The organism is Chryseobacterium culicis (assembly GCF_900108365.1).
Lineage (GTDB): Bacteria > Bacteroidota > Bacteroidia > Flavobacteriales > Weeksellaceae > Chryseobacterium > Chryseobacterium culicis.
The window spans coordinates 480952-504827 of the sequence record NZ_FNWQ01000001.1 but is presented as its reverse complement, the minus strand read 5'-3'; the positions used below and the strand labels follow the sequence as shown (position 1 = coordinate 504827).

Annotated in this window: 24 protein-coding genes; 19 read left to right on the top strand and 5 right to left on the bottom strand. The window is 37.8% G+C overall.

Annotated features, from left to right (window positions below; genetic code table 11):
• Window positions 1–54: 54 nt before the first annotated feature.
• Window positions 55–2523 carry a GEVED domain-containing protein gene (locus tag BLW74_RS02230; RefSeq protein WP_089689828.1) on the bottom strand — a complete coding sequence of 823 codons (2469 nt, stop codon included), beginning with the start codon at window positions 2521–2523 and terminating at the stop codon, window positions 55–57.
• A 227-nt stretch (window positions 2524–2750) separates the two neighbouring features.
• Between BLW74_RS02230 and BLW74_RS02225 the strand changes: the two genes are divergently transcribed.
• The 4 genes from BLW74_RS02225 to proC all read left to right on the top strand — a co-directional run bounded on the left by BLW74_RS02225 (window position 2751) and on the right by proC (window position 6396).
• Window positions 2751–3956 (top strand): pyridoxal phosphate-dependent aminotransferase, encoded by a 1206-nt coding sequence (locus tag BLW74_RS02225; protein ID WP_034694997.1) that lies wholly within the window; start codon window positions 2751–2753, stop codon window positions 3954–3956.
• A gap of 10 nt (window positions 3957–3966) precedes the next feature.
• A complete protein-coding gene (locus BLW74_RS02220; RefSeq protein WP_089689827.1) occupies window positions 3967–4452 on the top strand; it encodes a hypothetical protein in 486 nt (161 codons plus the stop codon).
• Between the two features lie 3 nt (window positions 4453–4455).
• Window positions 4456–5469 carry a UDP-N-acetylmuramate dehydrogenase gene (gene murB, locus BLW74_RS02215; protein WP_089689826.1) on the top strand — a complete coding sequence of 338 codons (1014 nt, stop codon included), beginning with the start codon at window positions 4456–4458 and terminating at the stop codon, window positions 5467–5469.
• 123 nt (window positions 5470–5592) lie between these two features.
• The gene (gene proC / locus BLW74_RS02210) at window positions 5593–6396 is read left to right on the top strand and encodes a pyrroline-5-carboxylate reductase (RefSeq protein ID WP_089689825.1); all 804 of its coding nucleotides are present in this window, start codon (window positions 5593–5595) and stop codon (window positions 6394–6396) included.
• Here the strand turns inward: proC and BLW74_RS02205 are convergent.
• Together BLW74_RS02205 and BLW74_RS02200 are read right to left on the bottom strand one after the other, a co-directional pair.
• The gene (locus BLW74_RS02205) at window positions 6377–6799 is read right to left on the bottom strand and encodes a VanZ family protein (protein WP_089689824.1); all 423 of its coding nucleotides are present in this window, start codon (window positions 6797–6799) and stop codon (window positions 6377–6379) included. The two genes, proC and BLW74_RS02205, sit on opposite strands and share 20 nt — an antisense overlap.
• Before the next feature lie 75 nt (window positions 6800–6874).
• Window positions 6875–7441 carry a hypothetical protein gene (locus BLW74_RS02200; RefSeq protein ID WP_228424740.1) on the bottom strand — a complete coding sequence of 189 codons (567 nt, stop codon included), beginning with the start codon at window positions 7439–7441 and terminating at the stop codon, window positions 6875–6877.
• A 162-nt stretch (window positions 7442–7603) separates the two neighbouring features.
• On the opposite strand from BLW74_RS02200, the gene BLW74_RS02195 reads away from it, so the two are divergent.
• Window positions 7604–7945 (top strand): winged helix-turn-helix transcriptional regulator, encoded by a 342-nt coding sequence (locus BLW74_RS02195; protein WP_089689823.1) that lies wholly within the window; start codon window positions 7604–7606, stop codon window positions 7943–7945.
• Between the two features lie 70 nt (window positions 7946–8015).
• Window positions 8016–9650 carry an apolipoprotein N-acyltransferase gene (gene lnt, locus BLW74_RS02190; RefSeq protein ID WP_089689822.1) on the top strand — a complete coding sequence of 545 codons (1635 nt, stop codon included), beginning with the start codon at window positions 8016–8018 and terminating at the stop codon, window positions 9648–9650.
• A gap of 133 nt (window positions 9651–9783) precedes the next feature.
• Here the strand turns inward: lnt and BLW74_RS02185 are convergent, their stop codons facing one another.
• Entirely contained in the window at window positions 9784–11493 is a 1710-nt protein-coding gene (locus BLW74_RS02185; RefSeq protein WP_228424738.1) for a T9SS type A sorting domain-containing protein, read from the bottom strand.
• A 243-nt stretch (window positions 11494–11736) separates the two neighbouring features.
• On the opposite strand from BLW74_RS02185, the gene rpmB reads away from it, so the two are divergent.
• The 7 genes from rpmB to BLW74_RS02155 all read left to right on the top strand — a co-directional run bounded on the left by rpmB (window position 11737) and on the right by BLW74_RS02155 (window position 14193).
• Window positions 11737–11979, top strand: a complete 243-nt coding sequence (gene rpmB, locus BLW74_RS02180; protein WP_002976757.1) for a 50S ribosomal protein L28 — start codon at window positions 11737–11739, stop codon at window positions 11977–11979.
• Between the two features lie 6 nt (window positions 11980–11985).
• Window positions 11986–12168 (top strand): 50S ribosomal protein L33, encoded by a 183-nt coding sequence (rpmG, locus tag BLW74_RS02175; RefSeq protein WP_002976756.1) that lies wholly within the window; start codon window positions 11986–11988, stop codon window positions 12166–12168.
• 20 nt (window positions 12169–12188) lie between these two features.
• Entirely contained in the window at window positions 12189–12338 is a 150-nt protein-coding gene (locus BLW74_RS02170; protein ID WP_065722020.1) for a DUF4295 family protein, read from the top strand.
• A gap of 89 nt (window positions 12339–12427) precedes the next feature.
• Entirely contained in the window at window positions 12428–12592 is a 165-nt protein-coding gene (locus tag BLW74_RS22645; protein WP_228424736.1) for a hypothetical protein, read from the top strand.
• A complete protein-coding gene (locus BLW74_RS22640; RefSeq protein ID WP_228424734.1) occupies window positions 12589–12786 on the top strand; it encodes a RidA family protein in 198 nt (65 codons plus the stop codon). Before BLW74_RS22645 ends, BLW74_RS22640 begins: the two co-directional genes overlap by 4 nt.
• Window positions 12787–12909: 123 nt before the next feature.
• Entirely contained in the window at window positions 12910–13863 is a 954-nt protein-coding gene (ftsY, locus tag BLW74_RS02160) for a signal recognition particle-docking protein FtsY (RefSeq protein ID WP_089689820.1), read from the top strand.
• A gap of 69 nt (window positions 13864–13932) precedes the next feature.
• Window positions 13933–14193 carry a GlsB/YeaQ/YmgE family stress response membrane protein gene (locus BLW74_RS02155; protein ID WP_089689819.1) on the top strand — a complete coding sequence of 87 codons (261 nt, stop codon included), beginning with the start codon at window positions 13933–13935 and terminating at the stop codon, window positions 14191–14193.
• 76 nt (window positions 14194–14269) lie between these two features.
• Here BLW74_RS02155 and sppA read toward each other — a convergent pair whose 3' ends face one another.
• Window positions 14270–16027, bottom strand: a complete 1758-nt coding sequence (gene sppA / locus BLW74_RS02150) for a signal peptide peptidase SppA (RefSeq protein ID WP_089689818.1) — start codon at window positions 16025–16027, stop codon at window positions 14270–14272.
• 20 nt (window positions 16028–16047) lie between these two features.
• On the opposite strand from sppA, the gene folK reads away from it, so the two are divergent.
• The 6 genes from folK to BLW74_RS02120 all read left to right on the top strand — a co-directional run bounded on the left by folK (window position 16048) and on the right by BLW74_RS02120 (window position 23822).
• Complete coding sequence (folK, locus tag BLW74_RS02145) at window positions 16048–16464, top strand: 2-amino-4-hydroxy-6-hydroxymethyldihydropteridine diphosphokinase (protein WP_089689817.1); 417 nt, start codon at window positions 16048–16050, stop codon at window positions 16462–16464.
• A gap of 17 nt (window positions 16465–16481) precedes the next feature.
• Entirely contained in the window at window positions 16482–17561 is a 1080-nt protein-coding gene (locus tag BLW74_RS02140; RefSeq protein WP_089689816.1) for a flagellar motor protein MotB, read from the top strand.
• A gap of 50 nt (window positions 17562–17611) precedes the next feature.
• Complete coding sequence (locus BLW74_RS02135) at window positions 17612–19138, top strand: OmpA family protein (protein ID WP_089689815.1); 1527 nt, start codon at window positions 17612–17614, stop codon at window positions 19136–19138.
• Window positions 19139–19348: 210 nt separating this feature from the next.
• Window positions 19349–20785, top strand: a complete 1437-nt coding sequence (locus tag BLW74_RS02130) for an OmpA family protein (RefSeq protein WP_089689814.1) — start codon at window positions 19349–19351, stop codon at window positions 20783–20785.
• Between the two features lie 78 nt (window positions 20786–20863).
• Window positions 20864–22771 (top strand): RecQ family ATP-dependent DNA helicase, encoded by a 1908-nt coding sequence (locus BLW74_RS02125; protein ID WP_089689813.1) that lies wholly within the window; start codon window positions 20864–20866, stop codon window positions 22769–22771.
• Window positions 22772–22931: 160 nt separating this feature from the next.
• Window positions 22932–23822 (top strand): NAD(P)H-binding protein, encoded by an 891-nt coding sequence (locus tag BLW74_RS02120; protein ID WP_089689812.1) that lies wholly within the window; start codon window positions 22932–22934, stop codon window positions 23820–23822.
• Window positions 23823–23876 lie beyond the last annotated feature (54 nt).

Here is a 23876-nt window from a genome sequence, read left to right as displayed (position 1 = left end):
AAAAGGCAGCTGCACGGATGCAGCTGCCTACAGAAATTATTAACTCAAAAAATTTTATTTTTTAATGGCTTTTACCGTTGATTTTGAACCGTCTTTAAAGTTCATTGTCACCAAGTACAGCCCGGAATTCAATTCTCCTAACTGAAGTTCTGCAGTAGGATTATCTATCGTTTTCACGATTCTCCCCGCTACATCCGTTACGGTTACAGATTTCACATCCCTGATATCTGCTACATGTAAAATATCTTTGAAAGGGTTAGGATATACACTGATTTCTTTTTTCTTCAAGCTTGTCTCAGAAGTGGATAAAGAAGTTGCAACTTCAAAATTAAAGTCTACAAACTCTCCTCTTGTAATAGCGGCACAGGCACTGGAAGGTCCTGTACTGTTAAAATCAGTTACCACTCTCATTCTATAAGTTCCGAGAGGCGTTCCGGCAGGTACGGTAATTGATCCCGTAGTAGTTGTTACATAATTGCCAGTGACAAACATTCTTTCTGAAGCCTCAAATGTTAAGTTATTGTTCCAGTCTACCCAAACCCCGATTCCGCATGTAGGACCTCCGGCAGTGAAGGATACGGAAGTAGTAGCCCCCGGAGCATTTATGATCTTATTATTGGTTGCCGTTAAGTTTTGATAACCGCCTGCCACACTGGACCCTGACGAATAAGCCATATCTATAAGACTTCCCGTAGAACTGAAAGCTGAAAGCCATGAATTCTGATTAGAAGATGAAGGCAGACAATACCCTGTTCTGAAAGCAGCCATCTCACTCCAGATACTCTTATCAGACGCACTGCATACGGATCTTACCCATGCGTAATAATTCGTATCAGAAGACAGTGAATTCAGAGTGGCAGATGGAGATGGAGATGTTGCAGAGTTTGAAGAATTTAAAACAGTAGAAGCATCAGGTGCAGTATTCGTAGTGCTGTAATATACTTCATATCCGTTAGCCGGAACCGAAGAAGGTGCAGTCCAGCCCAGTGTTGCAGAGTTCATGGTAAGATTGGTCGGTGCAACTGCTGTCGGCTCAAGGCAGGAAGGAATGTTCTGAACCGTAATATTATCAATATAAATAGCACGGCTGGTACCTCCTAAACCATGTTTAAATGCTAACTGCAAATCGGAACCTGCAGGAATATTAACAGTATATTGTGTATGCGTAGTCGTTAAACTAATAGGTGATCCAAGTTGTGTAAAAGAAGCTGGATCCGCAGGATTTGACAATGTACCAATGACGAGTGTAGTCCCTGTTGTTCCAGTTCTTGCATAGAATCTTACACGCTTGGTTCCGTCTGAAAGATTAATCGTTGGAGGCGCCACCAACATCTGACTTCCTGCAGTACCGGTAGAATTATTAAGATAATAAGAATTAGGCGCAGAATAACTATTGGATGCAGCCACATATCCGTAACCGGCAAACGATGTACTTTCGAGATATGCCCAGCAGCTTGGTGCATTGGTATTGGTACTGGAACCAACACTTGTGGTATCAAAATTTTCTGTATACGGAACAGTGAAAGTGGAACAAGCTGTTTTAAACGTTCCCGCAAAAGACCACACACTTTGGCCTGTCGCTGTATTACAATTGGATCTTACCCAATAATAATACGTTGTATTTGAATTAAGACTTCCTATGGTTGTACTTGTCCCTGTAACACCCGGATAAGTCGGAGTAACCGAACTTGCTGGTGTTGTGTTTGAAGTGCTGTGATATACATCATAGCTGGCAGCATTACCTGTCCATGACACTAAAGCAGAATTAGCTGTTATTCCGGAAACCGCCTGCAGTACCGGAGGCACACAATCTGAGTATACGTCTGCTGAAAAAGCAAAAATATTAGGATACCCTGCTCCGCTTACTTTGGTTACTACTACACTCTGTATGGGCTTCGCCTGGTTTGCGGCATCTATTGCTAATGGAGTCTGGTAAAGTCTCGGATCTGAACTGCTGGACTCCAGAGCATCTGAACTTCTTTTAATCCTTCCTATTCCCTGTATGGCAAAATTGGCTCCTCCATACCAGTCAGAAATACTTATATTGGAAAAGACCTGACTGCTGCCATCAGAAAAATTTACATTTACATTCACTACAGATGTACCACTACCGCTCGTAGAAAGCATATACAGGGTAAAAGCAGGTTTAGGAGTCGTAAAAGTAAGTGTTCCGCTATCATTTGCAGCGACTAACCTTAGTGAGTTATTTCCACTTAAATTTCCCAAGATATAGCTTAATCCCGGTGTTCCGGCAACCACAGAATTAATGACTCCATCTACAGGGATTCCATACGTAATAGCTGCACTTGTAGAGGTCAGCTGAAAATCTTTAGCTACAAACGCGTAGGAAACTCCGTCTACGTCATTATTGGTTGAAACGTTTGAAGAGCCTATTCCATTGGCAATGACATCCGCTGTAAAACCTGACGAAACAGGCATAGTCTGATAATTTTGAGCCAGCATTATTCCGGCCGAAAAGAGAGCGATGGCAGGCACCACTCGAGAAAATAAATTTATTGTCATTTTAATCACATTTGTGGCGAAATTTAGTAAAAATAACAATACAAAAAAGTTTTTTTTACATAAAAAGCAATATAATTTTAATCAAAGCCAAAAATTATCATTTATAACCCGTGAAAATTATGAAAGCTTAAAAAAAGATTAAAGAATCCTGATCCAATTTCTTATTGATTCTTAATTTTATTATTGAGAAATTAAATCCTATTTTTGTCATACAAATTTTTTGAACAATGCCGAATATTTCAAACAGAGCGCTGCATATGCCGCCATCGCCGGTAAGAAAACTGGTTCCCTTTGCGTTACAAGCAAAACAAAAAGGAATAAAAGTATACCATCTTAATATCGGGCAACCTGATATTGAAACTCCGGAAACAGCTTTAAATGCTTTAAAAAATATAGATTTAAAAGTATTGGAATATGCACTTTCTGAAGGGAATATAGAATACAGAAAAGCCCTTACGGAATACTATCATTCTTTAGGTTTTTCTGATCTTACTCCTGATAACTTCATTGTGACCAACGGAGGTTCTGAAGCCCTTAATTTTGCCATCTCTACTTTATGTGATGAAGGCGATGAAGTGATTATTCCTGAGCCCTATTATGCCAACTACAATGGTTTCACCAGCACTTTTGATGTGAATGTAGTAGCTGTACCTTCTACCATAGATACAGGTTTTGCACTGCCTCCTGTAGAAGAATTTGAGAAAAAAATCACAGAAAAAACAAGAGCAATCATCATCTGCAACCCGGGAAACCCTACCGGATATCTGTATACCCGTGAAGAGCTTCAGAAGCTTGCAGAAATTGCTTTAAAATATGACATCGTTATCATTTCAGATGAAGTATACAGAGAATATGTATATGATGGAAAACAGCAGATTTCAATGCTTGATTTCCCTGAACTGGCAGAAAACTGTATCATCATAGATTCTGAATCCAAGCGTTATTCTATGTGCGGAGTAAGAATTGGATGTATGGTTACCCGTTCCAACAAAATACGTAATGCTGCCATGCTTTTTGCACAGGCAAGATTAAGCCCGGTTCTTTTGGGACAAATTGCAGCCACAGCAGCACACCAGAATGACGGCCCTTATATCAGAGCCGTAAGAGAAGAATATACCCACAGAAGAAATGTACTGGTAGATCTTTTAAATGCTATTCCCGGTGTTATTTGTCCTAAACCAAGAGGTGCATTCTACTGTGTAGCTGAACTGCCTGTAGATGATACTGAAAAATTCGCACAATGGCTGTTGGAGAAATATTCTCTTAATAATGAAACCATCATGGTAGCTCCGGCTGGCGGATTCTACAGCAATCCTGAATTAGGTAAAAAACAGGTAAGAATTGCTTATGTTCTGAAAGAAGAAGATTTAAAAAGAAGCGCTGAAATCCTTAAGGAAGCTCTAAAAAAATACAGAGAAGAATTCAGCCTGTAAAAACTATATTATGCCGACAACAAAAATTATATATCTGAAAAACCTTTTTTCGATCTTTTTGCTGTCGGCATTTTTTTCCTGTGATTCAAAGAAAACGGAACCGACAGTCCATTTTAAAAATCCAAATGAAATCACCTTTATCAGCGTATCCGATGTTGGCGGAACAATGGGCAGCTACAGAATCATTAAAGCTACAAAAGATTCGGTTTTTGCAGAAAAAGGAATGACAGCCAACCAAACTCATAAAGAATGGGCATCTGCTCTCTCTTCCGATACCTGGAAAAGCCTCATCTCATCCGTTAAAATTGCAGATCTTGACCATATCAAAAGCTCTCCCAGCCGGCAATCTGTAGATGGTATGGATGAAACATTCCAGATCCGGACTCCCAAAAAGTCGCATATCTATGTAAATTCTTTTGTAGACACATTACATTACAAGCAGCTCCAGCAAGTTAAAGAACAACTAGACAAAATTCTTCCTAAAGAATACAAATAAAACATGCAAGAAAATTTTTCATTAAAACCTTATAATACATTTGGTGTTGAAGCCAAAGCGCGATACTTTACAGAAGTTAATACTATAGATGAATTAAAAGAGGCGCTCATTTTTTCGAAGACCAGTTCGCTTCAGCTTTTGTTTTTAGGAGGAGGAAGCAATATTCTTTTAATCAAAGATTTTGACGGTATTGCCATCAAACTGAATTTAAAAGGTATTTCTGAAGAGTACATCAATGAAAATGAAGTATTGGTAACTGCAAAAGCAGGGGAAAACTGGCATGAATTGGTAATGTACTGCCTTCGGAAAAATTTCGGCGGACTGGAAAACCTTTCGCTAATTCCCGGAAACGTTGGAACATCTCCTATGCAGAATATCGGGGCTTACGGAACAGAAATTAAAGATGTTTTTGTCAGCTGCAAAGTTTTCAATCTGGAAACCCTTGAAATTGAAGATTTTGATCTGGAAAAATGCAGATTTGGATACAGAGATTCTATTTTTAAGCAGGAAGGGAAAGGAAAATATGTGATTCTGGAAGTTACTTTTAAACTTACCCAAAAGAATCACGTTATCAAAACCGAGTACGGAGCAATCAAATCTGAACTGGAAAACCTGGGAATCGAAAACCCAACGATTCAGGATGTTTCCAAAGCGGTGATCAATATCCGCCAAAGCAAACTGCCGGATCCTAAAGAAATTGGAAATGCGGGAAGTTTTTTCAAGAATCCGACGATCCCTCTCGCGCAGTTTGAAGTGTTGAAACAAAAATTTGAAAATATTCAGGGGTATCCCAGCGGAGATATGGTAAAAGTTCCAGCAGGATGGCTGATTGAGCAATGCGGATGGAAAGGAAAGCAGATTGGAAATGCAGCATCCCATGCATTACAGTCACTGGTGATCATTAATGCAACAGGAAAGGCTACCGGAAAGGAAATTTTCGATTTTTCTACCGGGATCATTAATTCTGTAAAAGAAAAATTCGGGATAGAACTTGAACGGGAAGTGAATATTATTTAATATAAAAATAGACAAAGGCTGATTCATATGATTCAGTCTTTTTAATTTTCTGATTATCTCTAAGTGTCGAATATTTTTAAGTCTCAGGAAAATCATTATTTTAGCTAAAAATTACAGTTCGAGATGAAAATAGCTATTCTTGGAGCCGGAAATATGGGGCTTTCTTTCTCAAAATCTTTTTTGAAATACGAATTAATCAAAGCTGAACACCTGCATCTTATCATCAGAAATCAGGAAAAAATCTCCAAAATAGCCGAAGAATTTCCCAAGTCTCAAATTTCTACCTTTGAAGAAGTGAAAGAACTTGATGCCGATCTGATCATCATTGCCGTAAAGCCTCAGGATTTTCATACGGTCGCCCAAAATATTCAGTTTACTTTAAGAGAAAACCAGATGATCCTCTCCATCATGGCGGGGATTAATATTGAGAAAATTCAAAAATCACTGAATCATTCATTAGTTGTAAGAGCCATGCCGAACGCTCCTACTCTTTTGGGAATGGGAATTACGGGATATACTGCTGCAGACGGAATTTCTTTCAGCCAGCTAATCAATATTGAAAGATTGCTGAACAGTACCGGAAGATCAGTCTATCTGGAAGAAGAGGATCTTTTAGACGGGGTTACAGCGCTTTCGGGAAGTGGTCCTGCCTATTTTTATTACATCATTGATGCAATGATTAAAGCAGGAATTGAGATGGGAATTGAAGAAAATCTTTCCAAGCTTTTTGTAAAACAAACGATGCTCGGAGCTTATCATCTGATCAATAATTCAGAAAAAAACCTGGAAGAATTGATTAAAGATGTTGCATCCAAAGGCGGAACTACCGAAGCAGCTTTGAAAACATTTGAAGAAAACAGTTTTAAAGACATTCTGAAAAAGGGAATCTTAAATGCGGAAAAACGCGCTAAAGAACTGAATCGCTAAACTTCTTTTCCATCAATCTGCGGAGCAGCCATCCCAGATACACTCCGAAAGTATTCAGGATGATATCGTCTACCTCAAATATTCCAAGTCTTGTAAAATACTGAAGCGCTTCCACAATGGTAATTGCAGCAACAAAATGAATGAATAGCGGTTTTAAATCTTTAAGTTTCGGAAAAACCCATCCCAGAAAGCCGAACGGAATAAACATCACTATGTTGCCGAGAACAACAGTTACTGTTTCTCTCCAATACCGCACTCCCTGGATATATTTAATGGTAGAAAGTATAGGCTCTACCGTTATCAGGTTATCTTCATACTGAAACCTGCCCATCCCTAAAAACATCAGATAGAGCAGAAACAGCGTATACGGAACAATAAGGAGTTGATATATTTTTTTCAGCATTGTACCGCTAAGATATTCATTTCAAAAAAAATAATCAACATCCTTCAAAACAGATTTTTCAAATGATAAACGGTATCAATATTTTCTTTTCATTGGAATCTGCAGATTGGCAGGACGGTTTTCTTCTGTATCAAAACCTCTGCCGTCAATATTTCTTGCACCCCAGAACATCATATCATTAAAGACATACATCAGATCGTACTCTTTAAAAACCTGTCCTTCACTCAAGCCAAACGGAAGAAATTTTTTTCTCAGTATACTTTGAGATTTCCCGGTTTCCCAGGTTTCAAAATTCTCCCTGGCCACATTATTTAAAACATCTGTAAAATTTTGAATTAAAGGGGCTACATCATAAGTCTCATCAGCGATAAAATCAACCTTTTGGGCACCTTCTGCAACGGGATGGCCACCTTTCCATTCTATATGCCCTTTCAGAGTAAGTTTAGCCAGAGGAATTTGTCCGTAAGCATCTGCATAATTAATAATCTCAAGCTCAAAATGATCTTCCGGCAGCAATGCAAATGATCTTTTTAAATAAAAGGGTTTCAGACTTCCGTCTTCATTTTTTAACGTACTTGGACGAATTTCTGTTGAAATACTCTCCCACTTTCCTAATGCACTTTTTCTTACGTGTTCCATCATATTGTTTTTTATTGTGAACCTAATTATACAGGAAATATTGAATTCCCTCAGGCTGAATTATCAGAAGCCTTATTTGTGATTTTTATACCTGCAAAGTTACTACCTTTGTCATATTAATGAGTCTAGTCATTATAATTATATATAGTACAATTTTTTAGACCAATGGAAAACAAAAGAAAAAATAAAGATTTCAATCCCAATAACTGTCCGGTCACTCATTTTTATAATAAAGTAGGAGGCAAATGGAAAACCGTGATCATGTATGGTATCAGCATGAATGTAAACCGCTTCAGCATGCTGCAGAAGGCAATTCCTATGATCAGTAAGCAAATGCTTGTGAACCAGCTCAGAGAAATGGAAGAGGATCAGATCATCGAAAGGATAATTTATGCAGAAATCCCACCCAGAGTAGAATATAAGCTCACCGAATACGGAAAAACCTTTATGCCCATCCTGATGACAATTCAGGACTGGGGAATAAAAGATATGGCCTTAAAAAATTAATTTTTTAATAATTTCTTTTGGCTTGGCGTTTCTTTTTACAAGTCTTATTTTTGCATTATATCTTATCCCAATGAAATACGTTTTACTTACCCTTATTTCAGCAATGCTGCTGTCGGTTTCATGGCCAACTTACGGGGTACCGTTTTTTATATTTTTCGCCCTTGTTCCCCTTCTGATGATGGAACATGGAGTTTCAAAATTTTCAGAGTATAAAAGAAAAAGCTGGGTCGTTTTCGGATTATCCTACTTATGCTTTGTGATCTGGAATATCGTCACTACAGGATGGCTGTACGGCTCAAAAAATCCGGACGGAAGCCACTCTATGATGGCGGTTGTATTTCCCGTTCTGGTCAATTCTTTTCTATATTCTCTGGTTTTCCAATGTTATCACTGGTATAAAAATGCACAGGGAACCTATTGGGGATTAGGATTTCTGATTGCCATCTGGATGAGTTTTGAAAAATTTCATTTAGGATGGGAATTAACATGGCCCTGGCTGAACCTGGGGAATGTATTTTCAGAGTATCCCAAACTGATCCAATGGTATGACACGTTGGGGGCAACCGGAGGGAGTTTCTGGATTCTTTTAATTAATGTTTTAATTTTCTACACTGTAAGAACGTGGGAAGCCGGACGAAAAAGAAAAGATCTCATTAAAAATTCGGCAATCGTTGGGGCTTTAATTGTTCTTCCCATGATTATTTCGGTGATCAAATACAATAATTTTGATGAAAAACCCATCGGACAGGTAGGCGTTCTGATGCTGCAGCCGGACCTTGATCCTTATGCTGAAAAGTATTCCAAAGACAGCCTCGCCATAGAGCAGGATTTGTTAGCGCTTGCCGAAAAGAATTCTACGGGAAAGATTGATTATTATATGGCTCCGGAAACTGCACTTCCTGGAAGAGGATCTATCTCTGAAACAGCATTTGAAAAAAGCCTGCTTTTAAATAATATCAAAGGATTTTTATCAAGTCACCCGGGATCTGTTTTTGCAACAGGAATTTCTTCACACCGTCTCTTTTACAATCCTGCCGACCTGCCTAAAGAAGCTTATCAGATCAACAGCGGTGTTTGGGTAAGCAGTTATAATACAGCCATTCAGTTGGTTCCTGACCAAAAAGTTCAGGTGTACCACAAAGGGAAATTAGTGCCAGGGGTGGAAATCTTTCCTTATATGAATGTTCTGAAGCCACTTTTAGGAGATGCTATGCTGAATCTGGGGGGCACCGTAGCCTCTTTGGGAACAGATAAAGAAAGAGTAGCTTTTTCAAATCCTTATAATAAAGGAAAACTGGCCCCTATTATCTGCTATGAAAGCATTTATGGTGAGTTTGTAACAGATTATGTGAAAAAGGGAGCTAATTTCTTAGGAATTATGACCAATGATTCCTGGTGGGGCGTTACGGAAGGACATAAACAGCTTTTATCCTATGCTAAACTAAGAGCGATTGAAACCAGAAGAGAAATTGCCCGTGCAGCCAACAGTGGAATTTCAGCACATATCAATGCAAAAGGAGAAGTGACTGCTGATACTTTTTATGGAGATAAAACAGCTCTATTTGCAAAAGTAAATCTCTATGATACAATGACATTTTATACAAGGGCCGGAGACCTTCTTTCAAGGTTTTCCATTTTTGCCTTAGGGTTTTTATTGTTTTATTTTCTGATTGAATGGTTTAAAAGGAAAACGAAGAAAGCATAATTTTAAACACAACGACTACCATAAGAATTAACGCTCAAAAAAACTGCAGCGTATTCAGATTCATCCATAAAAAGAGAAAAGCCAGCTGGACGTCTGGCTTTTCTCATTAATAGAAGATAGAATTGTAATTCAATTACTTAATCGTAAGTTTCCTGGTGGTTATTTCGTTTTTTATCTTCAGTTTTAAAATATAGACTCCTTTCGGTACATGAGAAACATCAATAGACTGATCTCCATTTACACTGATATTGATTTTTCTTCCATCCATCGCATACATTTCCGCTTCTGAAACTTTTTCTCCTCTGATGTACACTTTATCGGATACCGGATTCGGATAGATGACAAGCTGTTGATCATATGTAATGTCTGCTGTTCCTAATGTGCCTTGTGTGGAAGCATCAGAGTATACTTTTGAAGCATCAATAGATTTCACACTCCAGTACACATTCTGAATAACCGGATCAAGTTCAAGAAACCATGATGGCGTTGTCACTACATATTTGGCAATATCATTTGCTCCCTGCGTAGATCCTACTGTGATTTCGTAACGTAGTGCATTCACCGGAGTTTTATCATCTGAAGCACCACTCCATGTAAAATTGAATCTGTTTCCGTTTTTTGTCACGTTCAGCTGAGTAGGTGCAGTAGGTTTAGCATTTACAGCTGTGGAATTATTTTTAAATACTTTCGTAAGTGAAGGTAAGTCGGAAGCCGCCCAGTCAAATCCTCCCAATAACACATCCAGATGATGATCGTTATTAAAATCAAAAAGATGTACCACTCCGGGACCTCCCAAGTCAGTAATTCCTGTTATACTTCCTTCATTAAACTTGTTATTGGAAACATCATAGATATATGTTTTGACAACCGCATTATAATTTTCGTTCCCTGAAACAATAAAATCATAATAACCGTCATTGTTAAGATCACCAATACTTAGTGAAACGTCAGAAATATCAGTTCCGGTAATCGTTTGGGGTGTTAAATGACCTGTTCCGTCATTCATCAGAACAGCAAAATACCCATCATCATTTCCATCCCTCCCAATCACGACAACATCCTGAAATCCATCCGCATTAAAATCGGCGAAATCTATTTTTCCCACCCCTACCGGAAAGAGATCCTGTGTAGGAGTCAAAACTCCGGCCTGATTCATATATACTTTAGACACCGGAGTACCATTGATGTCTGAGCCTATAATTATGAGATCCAGAAGATGGTCATTATTCAGATCTACGACTTTAAAACTTCCACTTTGGGTACCATCTACCCAGTTTTCCGTCATATCAAATCCAGCACCTGTGTTTTTATAATAATCCAATGTATTTCTGAAACCACCTCCATGAGCATACTGTGTTCCGTTGATGGCATAGTCAGGTCTGCCATCATGATTAAAGTCAAAAATCTCTATAGATCCGTAAATTTTCCCCGGAAGCTCGGCATCTTTCACAAAACCCGCTCCGGTATTTCTGAACCGGTAATGCCTGTAATTAACAACATCCAAATAACTGAGTCCGGTAGATACAATATCCATCAGCCCGTCATTATTATAATCAATGAATCTGATATCGCCAAGATGCGTTACATCCGCTCCCAGTCCTGCATAAGGCAGTAATGTTGTTCCGTTATTCTGATAGACTTCATTGTAAGTACGGTCTACATTTCCGTCACCATCAGAATCAATAGCGCCGTTTAGGACGAGATCCATGGTTCCGTTGTTGTCCATATCTGCAATATCAGCTGCCGAATAATAAAAGTTATTCATGCCGGTCTGGATCTCTGTAAAGTTCTGAGCCATGACGCTGACAGGTAACATAGACCATAAAATATAAATTCTCTTCACTTTTATTTTTATTTAGATTAATTAAAAACAAAGATAGATTATTAAATTCTGAGCATAAAAAAAAGCCTGTATGAAATATATCAGGACCCTTTATCTGCTGTATCCCAAGGATTCTGCTATTTTAAAAAATCAATATTATTAATCAGCCACTTATTTATAAATATTTTCCAAAAGATTTGTCTATCTAAAAAATTCTTCGTTATTTTGCACTCTCAAATATTATACAAATAAGAACATCGAGATATGTCAAGAATTTGCCAAATAACAGGAAAGCGTGCAATGGTTGGTAACAACGTTTCTCACGCTAATAACAAAACGAAGCGTCGTTTTGAAATTAACTTATTAGAGAAGAAGTTTTACCTTCCGGAGCAAGATAAGCACGTTACACTGAAAGTATCAGCTCATGGATTGAGAGTGATTAACAAGATTGGAATCGAGGAAGCTATTGAAAGAGCTACTAGAAACGGATTGATTAAAAAGAATTAATAAATCATGGCAAAAAAAGGAAATAGAGTTCAAGTAATCCTTGAATGCACAGAGCACAAAGAAAGTGGTATGCCAGGAATGTCTAGATACATTTCTACAAAAAATAAAAAGAACACTACAGAAAGATTGGAATTGAAAAAATACAATCCTGTTCTTAAGAGATCTACCATTCACAAAGAAATTAAGTAATTTATAAATAATAACTTACCATGGCAAAGAAAGTAGTAGCAACCCTACAAACTGGGTCTAAAAAAATGACTAAAGTGGTGAAAATGGTTAAGTCTTCTAAATCAGGAGCTTACGTTTTCGAAGAAAAAGTAATGAATGCTGATGAAGTAGATGGTTATTTAAAAAAATAATCAGTACTTTATTTACAATATAAAAAACTACTCATATTTTGGGTAGTTTTTTTGTTATCTTTGTGCACCAGATTATTAATCAGTAAAGTATGAAAAAGATACTTGTTCTGGCCTGTACAGCAGCTTTTCTATTTTCATTCAGTCAGAAAACAATGACGCCCGTAGAATATAAAAGTTCGCCAAAAGTTTTCAGCTTAAAAGGGCCTTCCCAATCAGTAAGCATTGACTGCGGAAGTTCCAGAATGATTTTATGATCCGGACAGGTACCAATGGACACGGAAGGAAATCTCGTGGGAAAACAATAGAAGAGCAGACACAGCAGGTTTTCAAAAATACAGAAGGTATCCTGAAAGAATATGCAGGAACAGGTAAAGATATAATCAAACTGGGAATCTTTACCACAGACATCAAAAAAACACCTGAATTCAGAAAAGTAAGGGATTTGTAGGTAAGCCTTCAGAATTCTCCTGTAAGCACCCTTGTGGAAGTAAACAGGCTGTTCAGAGATGACGTGCTTACAGAAGTAGAAGCCACAGCAGTGATAAAAAATAAATAAGAATAAACTAAAACTATGAGTTGGTTTAAAAATATTTTCAAAAAGGAAGAAAAAGAAACCCTAGACAAAGGATTGGAAAAATCCAGCCAGGGATTCTTTGAAAAAATGACGAAAGCCGTAGTCGGCAAAAGCAAAGTAGATGATGAGGTACTGGATGATCTTGAGGAAGTACTGATCGCTTCTGACGTAGGCGCTTCCACTACTATTAAAATCATCGAAAGAATTGAAGAACGTGTTGCCAGAGACAAATATGTAGGCGTCAATGAACTTGATCAAATTCTTCGCGATGAGATTTCCGGACTACTGCTTGAAAATCCTCATGCCGGTACAGGAAATATTGACACTACCAAAAAGCCCTACGTCATTATGGTGGTGGGAGTAAACGGAGTGGGAAAAACCACAACGATAGGAAAACTGGCTCATCAGTTCAAATCAGAAGGTAAAAAAGTAGTTCTTGGGGCTGCAGATACCTTCCGGGCAGCTGCCGTAGACCAGCTGGTCATCTGGAGCGAAAGAGTGGGTGTTCCCATTGTAAAACAGGAAATGGGATCAGATCCTGCCTCCGTTGCATTTGATACCGTACAAAGTGCCGTTGCACAGAATGCCGATGTTGTCATTATAGATACTGCAGGAAGGCTTCATAATAAAATAAACCTGATGAATGAGCTTTCCAAAATCAAAAGAGTAATGCAGAAGGTTATTCCTGATGCCCCACATGAGATTCTTTTGGTTCTTGATGGTTCTACGGGACAGAATGCATTCGAACAGGCCAAACAGTTCACCGCAGCTACCGAAGTAAACGCTTTAGCCGTTACCAAATTAGACGGAACCGCAAAAGGCGGAGTGGTAATCGGAATCTCCGATCAGTTCCAGATTCCGGTGAAATATATTGGAGTAGGTGAAAAAATGCAGGATTTGCAGCTTTTTAATGGTACGGAATTTGTAGACTCATTCTTCAAGAAAAGATGATTTATATCATGTTTTCCCTTATACTAGCAAACAATTCATTTAAATACTAACATAAAAAAATTTGCAACTATGGGAATTATAACATGGATCTTATTCGGTCTTATTGCAGGTGCAATCGCTAAAATGATCATGCCCGGAACTCAGGGAGGAGGATGGCTAATCACTATTATCCTTGGAATTCTGGGAGCATTTGTAGGAGGAGCTATTGGGGTTTACGTTCTACATTGGGGAGATGTAACGTCTTTCTGGAATCCGAGAAGCTGGATTCTATCTATTGGAGGAGCTTTAATCATCCTCTGGATTTACGGAATGGCCACCAGAAAAAGCTGATACGAACGCTTATAAAAAATAAAATCCCGGATCTGAAATTCAGATCCGGGATTTTTGTATACAATATAAAATTTAGTTAGTTGTTAATTCTAATCTGATAAGGCATTTCCATTTTCACCTCAGACTGTAATTTTTTGTCTGTAATCTGCTGCAGAATTTCATAGTTCGATTTACCGATTTTATTCTTGATAATTCTTGCTGAAACGTCCTCTTCATTCAAATCTTTGAAAATCTGTTCGAACGGAGACATTCTCTTGGGAAATGCATCGATCTGATACGTTTTTAATCCTGCTTTCTGTGCGGCAAACTTTACAGCATCATTCAAAGTTCCAAGCTCATCTACAAGGCCAATCTCTTTGGCTCGCACACCGCTCCATACTCTACCTCCACCTACATTATCTATCTGTTCAAAAGTTTTCTTTCTGTTTTGAGTCACAAAGTATACAAATCTCTTGTAAGTACCCTCTACACTTCTTGTCATCATATTGACACCATAAGGGGTAACTCCATTTAATCCGGAATAATACATAGAGTTGGCATTGGTAGCCACAATATCTGCACGGATTCCGTTTTTGCCGGCTATATCTTTATAATAAGGCATTACTCCAAATACTCCGATAGAACCGGTAAGCGTATTGGGTTCTGAATAAATCTTATCTGCGGCCATTGCTACATAATACCCGCCGGAAGCAGCATAGTCTCCGAAAGAAACCACCAGTGGCTTTTTCTTTTTCAACTGCTGTAATTCAAACAAGATTTCATCAGAAGCGTTAGCACTTCCCCCTGGCGAATTGATTCTGAAAACTACGGCTTTCACTTTATCATCCTCCTGAAGTTTTTTGATATACTTTACATATTTTTCAGAATGAATATCATTGTACTCATCTCCGTTATTAATAGATCCTGACGCATACAATACCGCTATCTTTTCACCGGACTTATCTTCATCCGCATATGAACTGATATAGCTTGCCAAAGAAATTTTGTTCAGCTTTTCTTTATCCTTTACATTCAGCTTTGTTTTAAGAATATCTTCATATTCTGATTTCTGGATAAGCTTATCTGCCAACTTATATTTTAAACTCTGTTCAGGGATCATTCCGTACAGACTGTCTGTAATTGTTCTGAACTGAGCCGTATCAATTTTTCTTGAAGCTGCCATTTTATGGGATGTATTTTTCCATAGATCATTGAGAAGAGTGCTTAGCTGTTCTTTATTTTCCGGAGAAATATCATTTCTTAGAAAAGGTTCTACGGCAGATTTAAATTTCCCATGACGGATCACTTCAATCCCGATACCATATTTGTCTGCAAAATCCTTAAAGAAGGTTACTTCAGTGGATAAACCTTTCAATTCAATGCCTCCCGCAGGATGCAGATAATATTTATCCGCTACAGATCCTAAATAATAAGCAGACTGTGAAACTCCGTTACCGTAAGCATAAACAAATTTTCCGCTTTTCTTAAAATCTTCGATAGCATTTCTGATATCATCAATCTGCGTAAGCCCTGCATACAGATCATCTGCTTCAATGCTGATCCCTTTTATATTATCATCAGTCTTGGCTTTATTAATGGCTTCCACTGCATCATACAGAAGAACGCTTTTATTCTGGGCACCTAAACCGAACAACCCCATCTGCTCTTCCGTAGGACTGTCTATTATATTTGTCTTTAAATTAATCGTAAGAACCGAGTTCTTTTTCACCGCTACAGACTTATCACTTCCCATAGAACTGAACACAAGCATCACAATGAAAAAGATGAAAAATAAAGCGCAAAGTATGACAATTGCTACTATATTTGCCAAAACATTTTTAAAGAAACTTCTCATAAATCAATCAATTTTCCAATATGTCGCAACATAAGGTCGTTTTGTTACTAGGAAGTAACTTAGGAGAGCAAAAAAAAAATATAGAGCTTGCTCTTGAGAAGATAAAAGAGGCAGGAAATAACATTTCACAAATCAGCGAATATTTAATGTCTGAACCTGTAGAGTTTGTCAGTTCCAATATTTTTTGTAATATTGCAGCAATAATATTCACACATCTTTCACCAATTCAACTGCTTGATTGTATTAAGAATATAGAAGTTGAGATGGGAAGAATTAATGATTCAAAAGTATCCGGAGGTTATACTGACAGGATAATTGATATTGATATCATTAAGTATAATGAATTAAACTTTACATCAGAAAGACTAGTAATCCCTCATAAAAAACATCTTTTTGAAAGGGATTTTTCAAGGGTGTTATTAGAAAAATTTATTTAAAACATAAAACAAATTGTATGAAATTAGGTTTATTATTATTGGCTACAACCTTGCCAATTGCTGCTTTCGCTCAGAACAGCAGTACAACGGTAAACTCTTCCACAGAGTACCCTAATACATTCTCTTCAGGTTCCGCTAATGTACAGCCTTTCGACAACAAAGCCAGACGCTTCAGAGACTGGTCTATTTCTGTTGGAGGGGGTCCTGCATTTATGGTTCACTCAGATTTAAAATCTATCCGCAAGGATAATATTAAATGGGGATATAATGCTTATGTAAGTATTGACAAGCAAATTTCACATACTTTCGGTTTAAGTATTATCTACACCAGAGGAGAAACAAAACAGACAGGGCAACTTGCAGGAGCTGCAGGACAGGCAGCCGGAATCGCTACAGCAACAACCCAATTTGATCAGCTCGCTTTATTAGGTGATATTAACTTCTCCAATCTATTAAGAAGAGTTGATAATCATTCTCCTTACAGATGGGCTTTCCATGGATATATGGGAATTGGTCTTCAGGGATACAGAACTTCATTGCATGACAATGATGTAAACAAGTGGGGTAATAAAACATATCCTACATTTATCGATGTTCCGCTGGGAATCAGTTCTGTTTACTATCAGGGAGGTTTAGGGCTCAAATATAATGTTTCAAAACTTATTGATCTTGAAGCAAGAACCATGTATTTTATTAGTGGTGATGATGAATTTGATGGAGGTGGTTATGCTTACAGCAACTACAATTTGATTAATCCTAGAAAATCTGATAATTCATGGGCTGTAACTTTAGGAGCAAGCTTCAAACTAGGTAAACATGACTCTCACCTTGCATGGCATGATCCTCTTCAGGAAGCATATTACAGAACAAGCGTTTTAGAAAATGCTTCTACAGATCTTGTGGTGTGCGAAAAAGGAGATGCTGATAATGATGGAGTATGCGACGACTGGGACAGACAGCTTGATACTCCTGCAGGTGCAAGAGTAGACGGTGCCGGAGTAGCTTTGGATATGGATCTTGATGGAGTTATTGACCTTTATGACAAATGTGTAACTGTACCGGGACCTGTTGAAAACAACGGATGTCCGGTAAAATAATTAAAAAATTAAATTTCTCTTTAAAAAAAAGAATACAAATAATATACACGATGAAATTAAGTTTAGCAATTGTTGCATTTGCTATGGCAATTCCTTCTGCCATTTATGCACAAGACTCAACGGCAGTTTCGAAAGGAGAGTATCCCAATACATTTTCTTCAGGATCTGCTAATGTTTCGCCATTTACCAACAAATCCAAGAGATTCAATGACTGGTCTATTTCAGTAGGAGCAGGAGTTCCGCTTCTTCAATCAGCGGACTTAACCTCCATTAAAAACGGTAATGGTAAAAACCTGTTCGGGTATTCAGCTTACGTAAGTGTTGATAAAGCAATTACCCATGCTTTCGGAATCAATTTACAATACGACAGAGGTGAGACCAGACAAGGATGGTTCAATACCAAAAATGCTGCACCAGATGCTTATGCCGTAGCAGCAAGAACTCAGTATGATGCAATCTCAATTTTAGGAGATATCAACTTCTCTAATTTACTAAGAAGGGTTGACAACCACTCCCCTTACAGATGGGCTCTGCATGGATATGCAGGTATCGGAACCATCGCTTACAGAGCATACCAGAAAGACATCAACGGACAGAGACTGATGACTGAAATTAAACCTTTCCAGTTAGGCTCAATGTTTATGCAGGCTGGTGCAGGTCTGAAGTTTAAAGTAAACAGAAGAATTGATATTGAAGGTAGATTAATGTATGTAGTAACCGGTGATGAAGAATTTGACGGCGGTGGTGATGCTTACAGCGCTATTAACAGACGTTCTGAGCAAATTTCTGACAACTTCTTCAACGCTACTTTAGGTCTTTCATTCAAATTAGGAAAACACGAATCTCACGTAATGTGGCATGATCCGCTTCAGGAAATTTATTACAAACTTGATGTACTGGCTAACAAAAACCAGGATATTGAAGTATGTAAAAAAGGAGATGCTGATAACGACGGAGTATGTGACGACTGGGACAGACAGCTTGATACTCCTGCAGGAGCAAGAGTGGATGGTGCCGGAGTTGCTCTTGATACAGACTTAGATGGAGTAATTGACCTTTACGATAAGTGCGTAACAGTGCCAGGACCTGTTGAAAACAACGGATGCCCGGTAGCTAAGAAAGACAACAACGAAACAGCTAAAGAAGTAGAAAGATCTCTAAAAGATATTTATTTCAATTTTAATAAAGCAACGATCAGACCTGAGTCTAATCCAAAATTAGATTTAGCAGCTTCTATCATCAAAGAAAACGGTGGTAATTACCTTTTAACAGGACATACCGATATCAAAGGAAGTGCTGCTTACAACCTAAGACTGTCTAAAGAAAGAGCAGCTGCAGTAGTAGGTGCTTTAGAAAGTAGAGGAATCAATGAAAATGTGCTGAAATCAAGAGGTGTAGGTTCTGCAGAAGCAACTGTACCTGCCTCAGCTTCAGATGCTGAAAGAATGGCAGACAGAAAAGTTACAGTAAGATTTATAGAAGCTTCAGATTGGGATTCTATCAAAAAGAAAGACTATGAAGATGCTCCAGTAAAAAAGACTGTGAAAAAAGGTGTTGCTAAGAAGAAGAAAAAATAATTCTTACCATATACTCAACCGGAAAGAATTGCTCTTTTCGGTTTATTTTTTTTCTACTACGAATTATTTTACATACCTTTATCATTATTTTCATACAGCTTACTTGAAACATATTAAAAATCAGCAAGTTTGTTTTGAAAAAAATCAACACAAAATCGCTTTTTAACGTAAAAAATCATTTAAAATAACTTAACTTAAAAAAATAACACTATGAAATTAAGTTTAGCAATTGTTGCATTTGCTTTGGCAATTCCTTCTGCCATTTATGCACAAGACTCAACGGCAGTTTCAAAAGGAGAGTATCCTAACACATTTTCTTCAGGATCTGCTAATGTTTCCCCATTCACCAACAAATCCAAGAGATTTAATGACTGGGCTATTTCTGCCGGAGTAGGAGTTCCGCTTCTTCAATCTGCGGATTTAACCTCCATTAAAAACGGTAATGGTAAAAACCTTTTCGGATATTCAGCTTACGTAAGTATTGATAAAGCAATTACCCATGCTTTCGGAATCAATTTACAGTACGACAGAGGTGAAACCAGACAGGGATGGTTCAATACCAAAAATGCTGCACCAGATGCTTATGCCGTAGCAGCAAGAACTCAGTATGATGCAATCTCAATTTTAGGAGATATCAACTTCTCTAATTTACTAAGAAGGGTTGACAACCACTCCCCTTACAGATGGGCTCTGCATGGATATGCAGGTATCGGTACCATCGCTTACAGAGCATACCAGAAAGACATCAACGGACAGAGACTGATGACTGAAATTAAACCTTTCCAGTTAGGTTCATTGTTTATGCAGGCTGGTGCAGGTCTGAAGTTTAAAGTAAACAGAAGAATTGATATTGAAGGTAGATTAATGTATGTAGTAACCGGTGATGAAGAATTTGACGGTGGCGGTGATGCTTACAGCGCTATTAACAGACGTTCTGAGCAGGTTTCTGACAACTTCTTCAACGCTACTTTAGGGGTTTCCTTAAAGCTTGGGAAGCACGAATCTCACGTAATGTGGCATGATCCGCTTCAGGAAATTTATTACAAACTTGATGTATTGGCTAACAAAAACCAGGATATCGAAGTATGTAAAAAAGGAGATGCTGATAACGACGGAGTATGTGACGACTGGGACAGACAGCTTGATACTCCTGCAGGAGCAAGAGTGGATGGTGCCGGAGTTGCTCTTGATACAGACTTAGATGGAGTAATTGACCTTTACGATAAGTGTGTAACAGTGCCAGGACCTGTTGAAAACAACGGATGCCCGGTAGCCACTACAGGACCTGTAGTAGAAACAGAAACGAAATTGGAGGGAATAGAGTTTGACTTAAATTCTGACAGAATTTTACCATCAAATACCCCTATCCTGAATAATGCTGTAAACTATATTAATTCTTCAAACGGATCTTACAACGTAATCGGAGCTACTGATACAAGAGGTACTGACGCTTACAACCAAAAACTATCTGAAAGAAGAGCGAACAACGTCAAGAACTATCTGATCAAAAACGGTGTTCAAACCGGTAAGCTGCAGGCAGTTGGAAAAGGTGAAAAAGACCTTAAATATCCGGAATGTGAACCAGCTACAAAATGCCCTGAATGGAAAAACAGAGCCAACAGAAGAGTATATTTCGAAGCTAAATAATAAACTTATAGATATATTATATAAAAGTCACGCTTTGCGTGGCTTTTTTTGTCATCATTCTTTCCTTATTTTTACAACATGATTTCTCCGCAGGATTTTCAAAAGCTCAAATATGATACTCTTAAGTATTTCTGGGGTTATACCGATTTCAGAGATTCTCAGGAAGAGATCATTAATGCCGTTATCAATGAAAAAGACACACTGGTTCTGTTACCTACAGGAGCAGGAAAATCTTTATGCTATCAGCTGCCTGCTTTGCTCAAAGAAGGAACATGCCTAGTAGTTTCTCCTTTATTGGCGCTGATGAAAGACCAGGTAAATCAGCTTAAATCCCGTGGTATAGAAGCAGAATACCTTTCATCTGAACTGGATGAGTATGATGCAGAAACCATATATGACCGTTGCAAAGAAGGTCTTACAAAACTACTCTACGTATCTCCTGAAAGACTTACCAATAGTCAGTTTATTCAGAATATGGAGGAAATTCAGCTGTCATTTATTGCAGTGGATGAGGCGCATTGTATTTCAGAATGGGGTCAGGACTTCAGACCAAGCTATCAGAATATTAAAGGCTTCAGAAGTAATAATCCTGAGATTCCATGCCTTGCTCTTACAGCAACGGCAACTCCGAAAGTTTTGGAAGAAATTAAAAGCAAACTGGAACTCAAGAAACCTTTTGTTTTTCAAAAAAGTTTTAAAAGAGAAAATATCAGGATATTTACAGATGAAGTTGCGGATAAATTTCAACGTGTTTTTGATATTTTAAAATACAGCAACGACTCAGGAATTGTGTATGTAAGAACAAGAAAAGAGGCTGAGCTGCTTGCTGAATTTCTGAAAAAAAATCAGCTGAAAAATGTGGATTATTTCCATGCCGGCCTAACCACCAAAGAAAAAAATACACGGCAGAACCTTTGGAATACCAGTGATAATCATGTCCTTATCTCTACCAATGCCTTTGGAATGGGTATTGACAAAGACAATGTAAGGTTTGTGATCCACTATTCCCCTGCTGCTTCCCTCGAAAACTATTATCAGGAAATAGGAAGAGCCGGAAGAGATGGGAAAGACAGTTTCGCTTTTATGCTTTGGAATAAACAGGAACTTCTCAATTTTGATCAGGTTTTAAAAAACCAAACGCCCAGCAAAGCGGAGTTTTTAAAAATCATCAGCTACCTCTACTCTATTTTTCAGGTTGCAGAATTTGAACTTCCAGAAAAAACATTTCAGTTGAATGCGCTTAGTATACAGAACTTCACCAAACTGTCGAAAGCAAAAATTAATAATATTCTTAATTTCCTGCATAATCAGGAAATTATTTACTATAACGAAAACAAGAGCCTGTCCTCTCTTGAGCTTTTTATCAAAGCTGACGAGATAGACCAGCTGCCACAAAAAGATGCGCATTTTATAGAACTCCTTTTCCGTACTGTTTCCGGAATTACAACTCACAAAGTAATGTTCAGTGAACAGCTGGTAAGCAATAAAATCAATATCAGTGTCCCTTTAATTAAAGAACGTCTGAAAGAACTGCAGCAAAAGAATTATCTTGAATATATTGATGGGGCGCTAGCCAGCATTAAATTCCTGAAACCCCGTGATGAAAGAGCGGTGAACAGTACATACTGGAAATTATTTGAGCATATTCAGAGAAATAAAATCCAAAAATGGGAAGAAATGAAATTCTACGCAGAAAATAATGATTACTGTAAAATGAAACTTATTCTCGCTTATTTTGGGGAGAAAAACTCAAAAAACTGTGGCCAATGTTCTGTGTGCGAAAAGAATAAACAATCCATCTTTGGGAAAAACATTTCCCAGCAGATCGTTAATTTATTAGCTAAAAAACCGGCAACTATAGAAGAACTTTCGATACAGCTGAGCTACCATTCTAAGGAGAATATTCTGGAGAATCTTATTTTTCTTTTAGATTCCGGAAAGGTAAGAATGCTGAATTTCAGAACATATGAGCTGAACAGAACGTGATACGAATAACGATCCAGTAACTACAATATCAGTTCCCATTACCTTTCCCATAAATCAGGAGACAGACTTTTTTTGACTACAATAAAAATTGATTTGGCTACAAAAGGAATTTGATAATGCCTGACCTTTGTTCCATAATAATTCATAAAATTTGGAAAAAATGAAAATTGCAGTCACAGGCTCTCTTGGAAATATCGGTAAAAATTTAACCCAGCAATTGGTAAAAAGCGGTCATGAAGTAATCGGTATCATTCGTAACCCGGAAAAGGCATTAGAAATCGAATCTATTGGGGCCATCCCGGCAATAGGATCCGTGGATGATCCTGAATTCTTATTAAAAACTTTTAGTGATGTGGACACTGTATTCGCCATGGTTCCTCCTAATTATCAGGTTGTTAATTCGAGAGCTTACTATAACAGTATTGGAAACGCTTATGCAGATGCTATCAAAAAATCGCGAGTAAAAAAAGTAGTCAATATAAGCAGCTGGGGAGCCCACTTACCTGAAGAAACGGGTTTTATTACCGGTGCTTATGATGTAGAACAAATTCTTAATAAAATTCCGGATCTTAATATAACACATATACGTGCCGGATATATTTATTATAATCTCTTCCACTTTGCAGGAATGATCAGGAACTTAGGATATATAGGATCGAATTACGGAGGTAATGATAAAATCGTATTATCCTCACCAAAGGATATCGCAGATGCTTCATTTGAGGAATTAACATCTACCTCATGCAATGATAAAAGCGTAAGATATATCGCAAGTGATGACCGTACTGCCAGCGAAATTGCTAAGGAAATAGGAAAAGAAATCGGTATACCACAGTTGGAATGGAAAATTTTTACAAACGAAGAAGTCAGAAGCAGCATGGAAAAACAAGGACTTTCCGAAGATGTAATCGTTAATACAATTGATTTAAATACAAGTATTCATAATGGCAAAATGAGGGAAGATTATGACTTTCAAAAATGTGCTGTCACAGGAAAAGTAAAATTAGAGGATTTCGCTAAAGAATTTGCTGTTTACTATAAAAAATATTAGTACCCAATATCCAGGTGAGCCCGCTATTTACCTATCATAATTTTTTATTTTTAC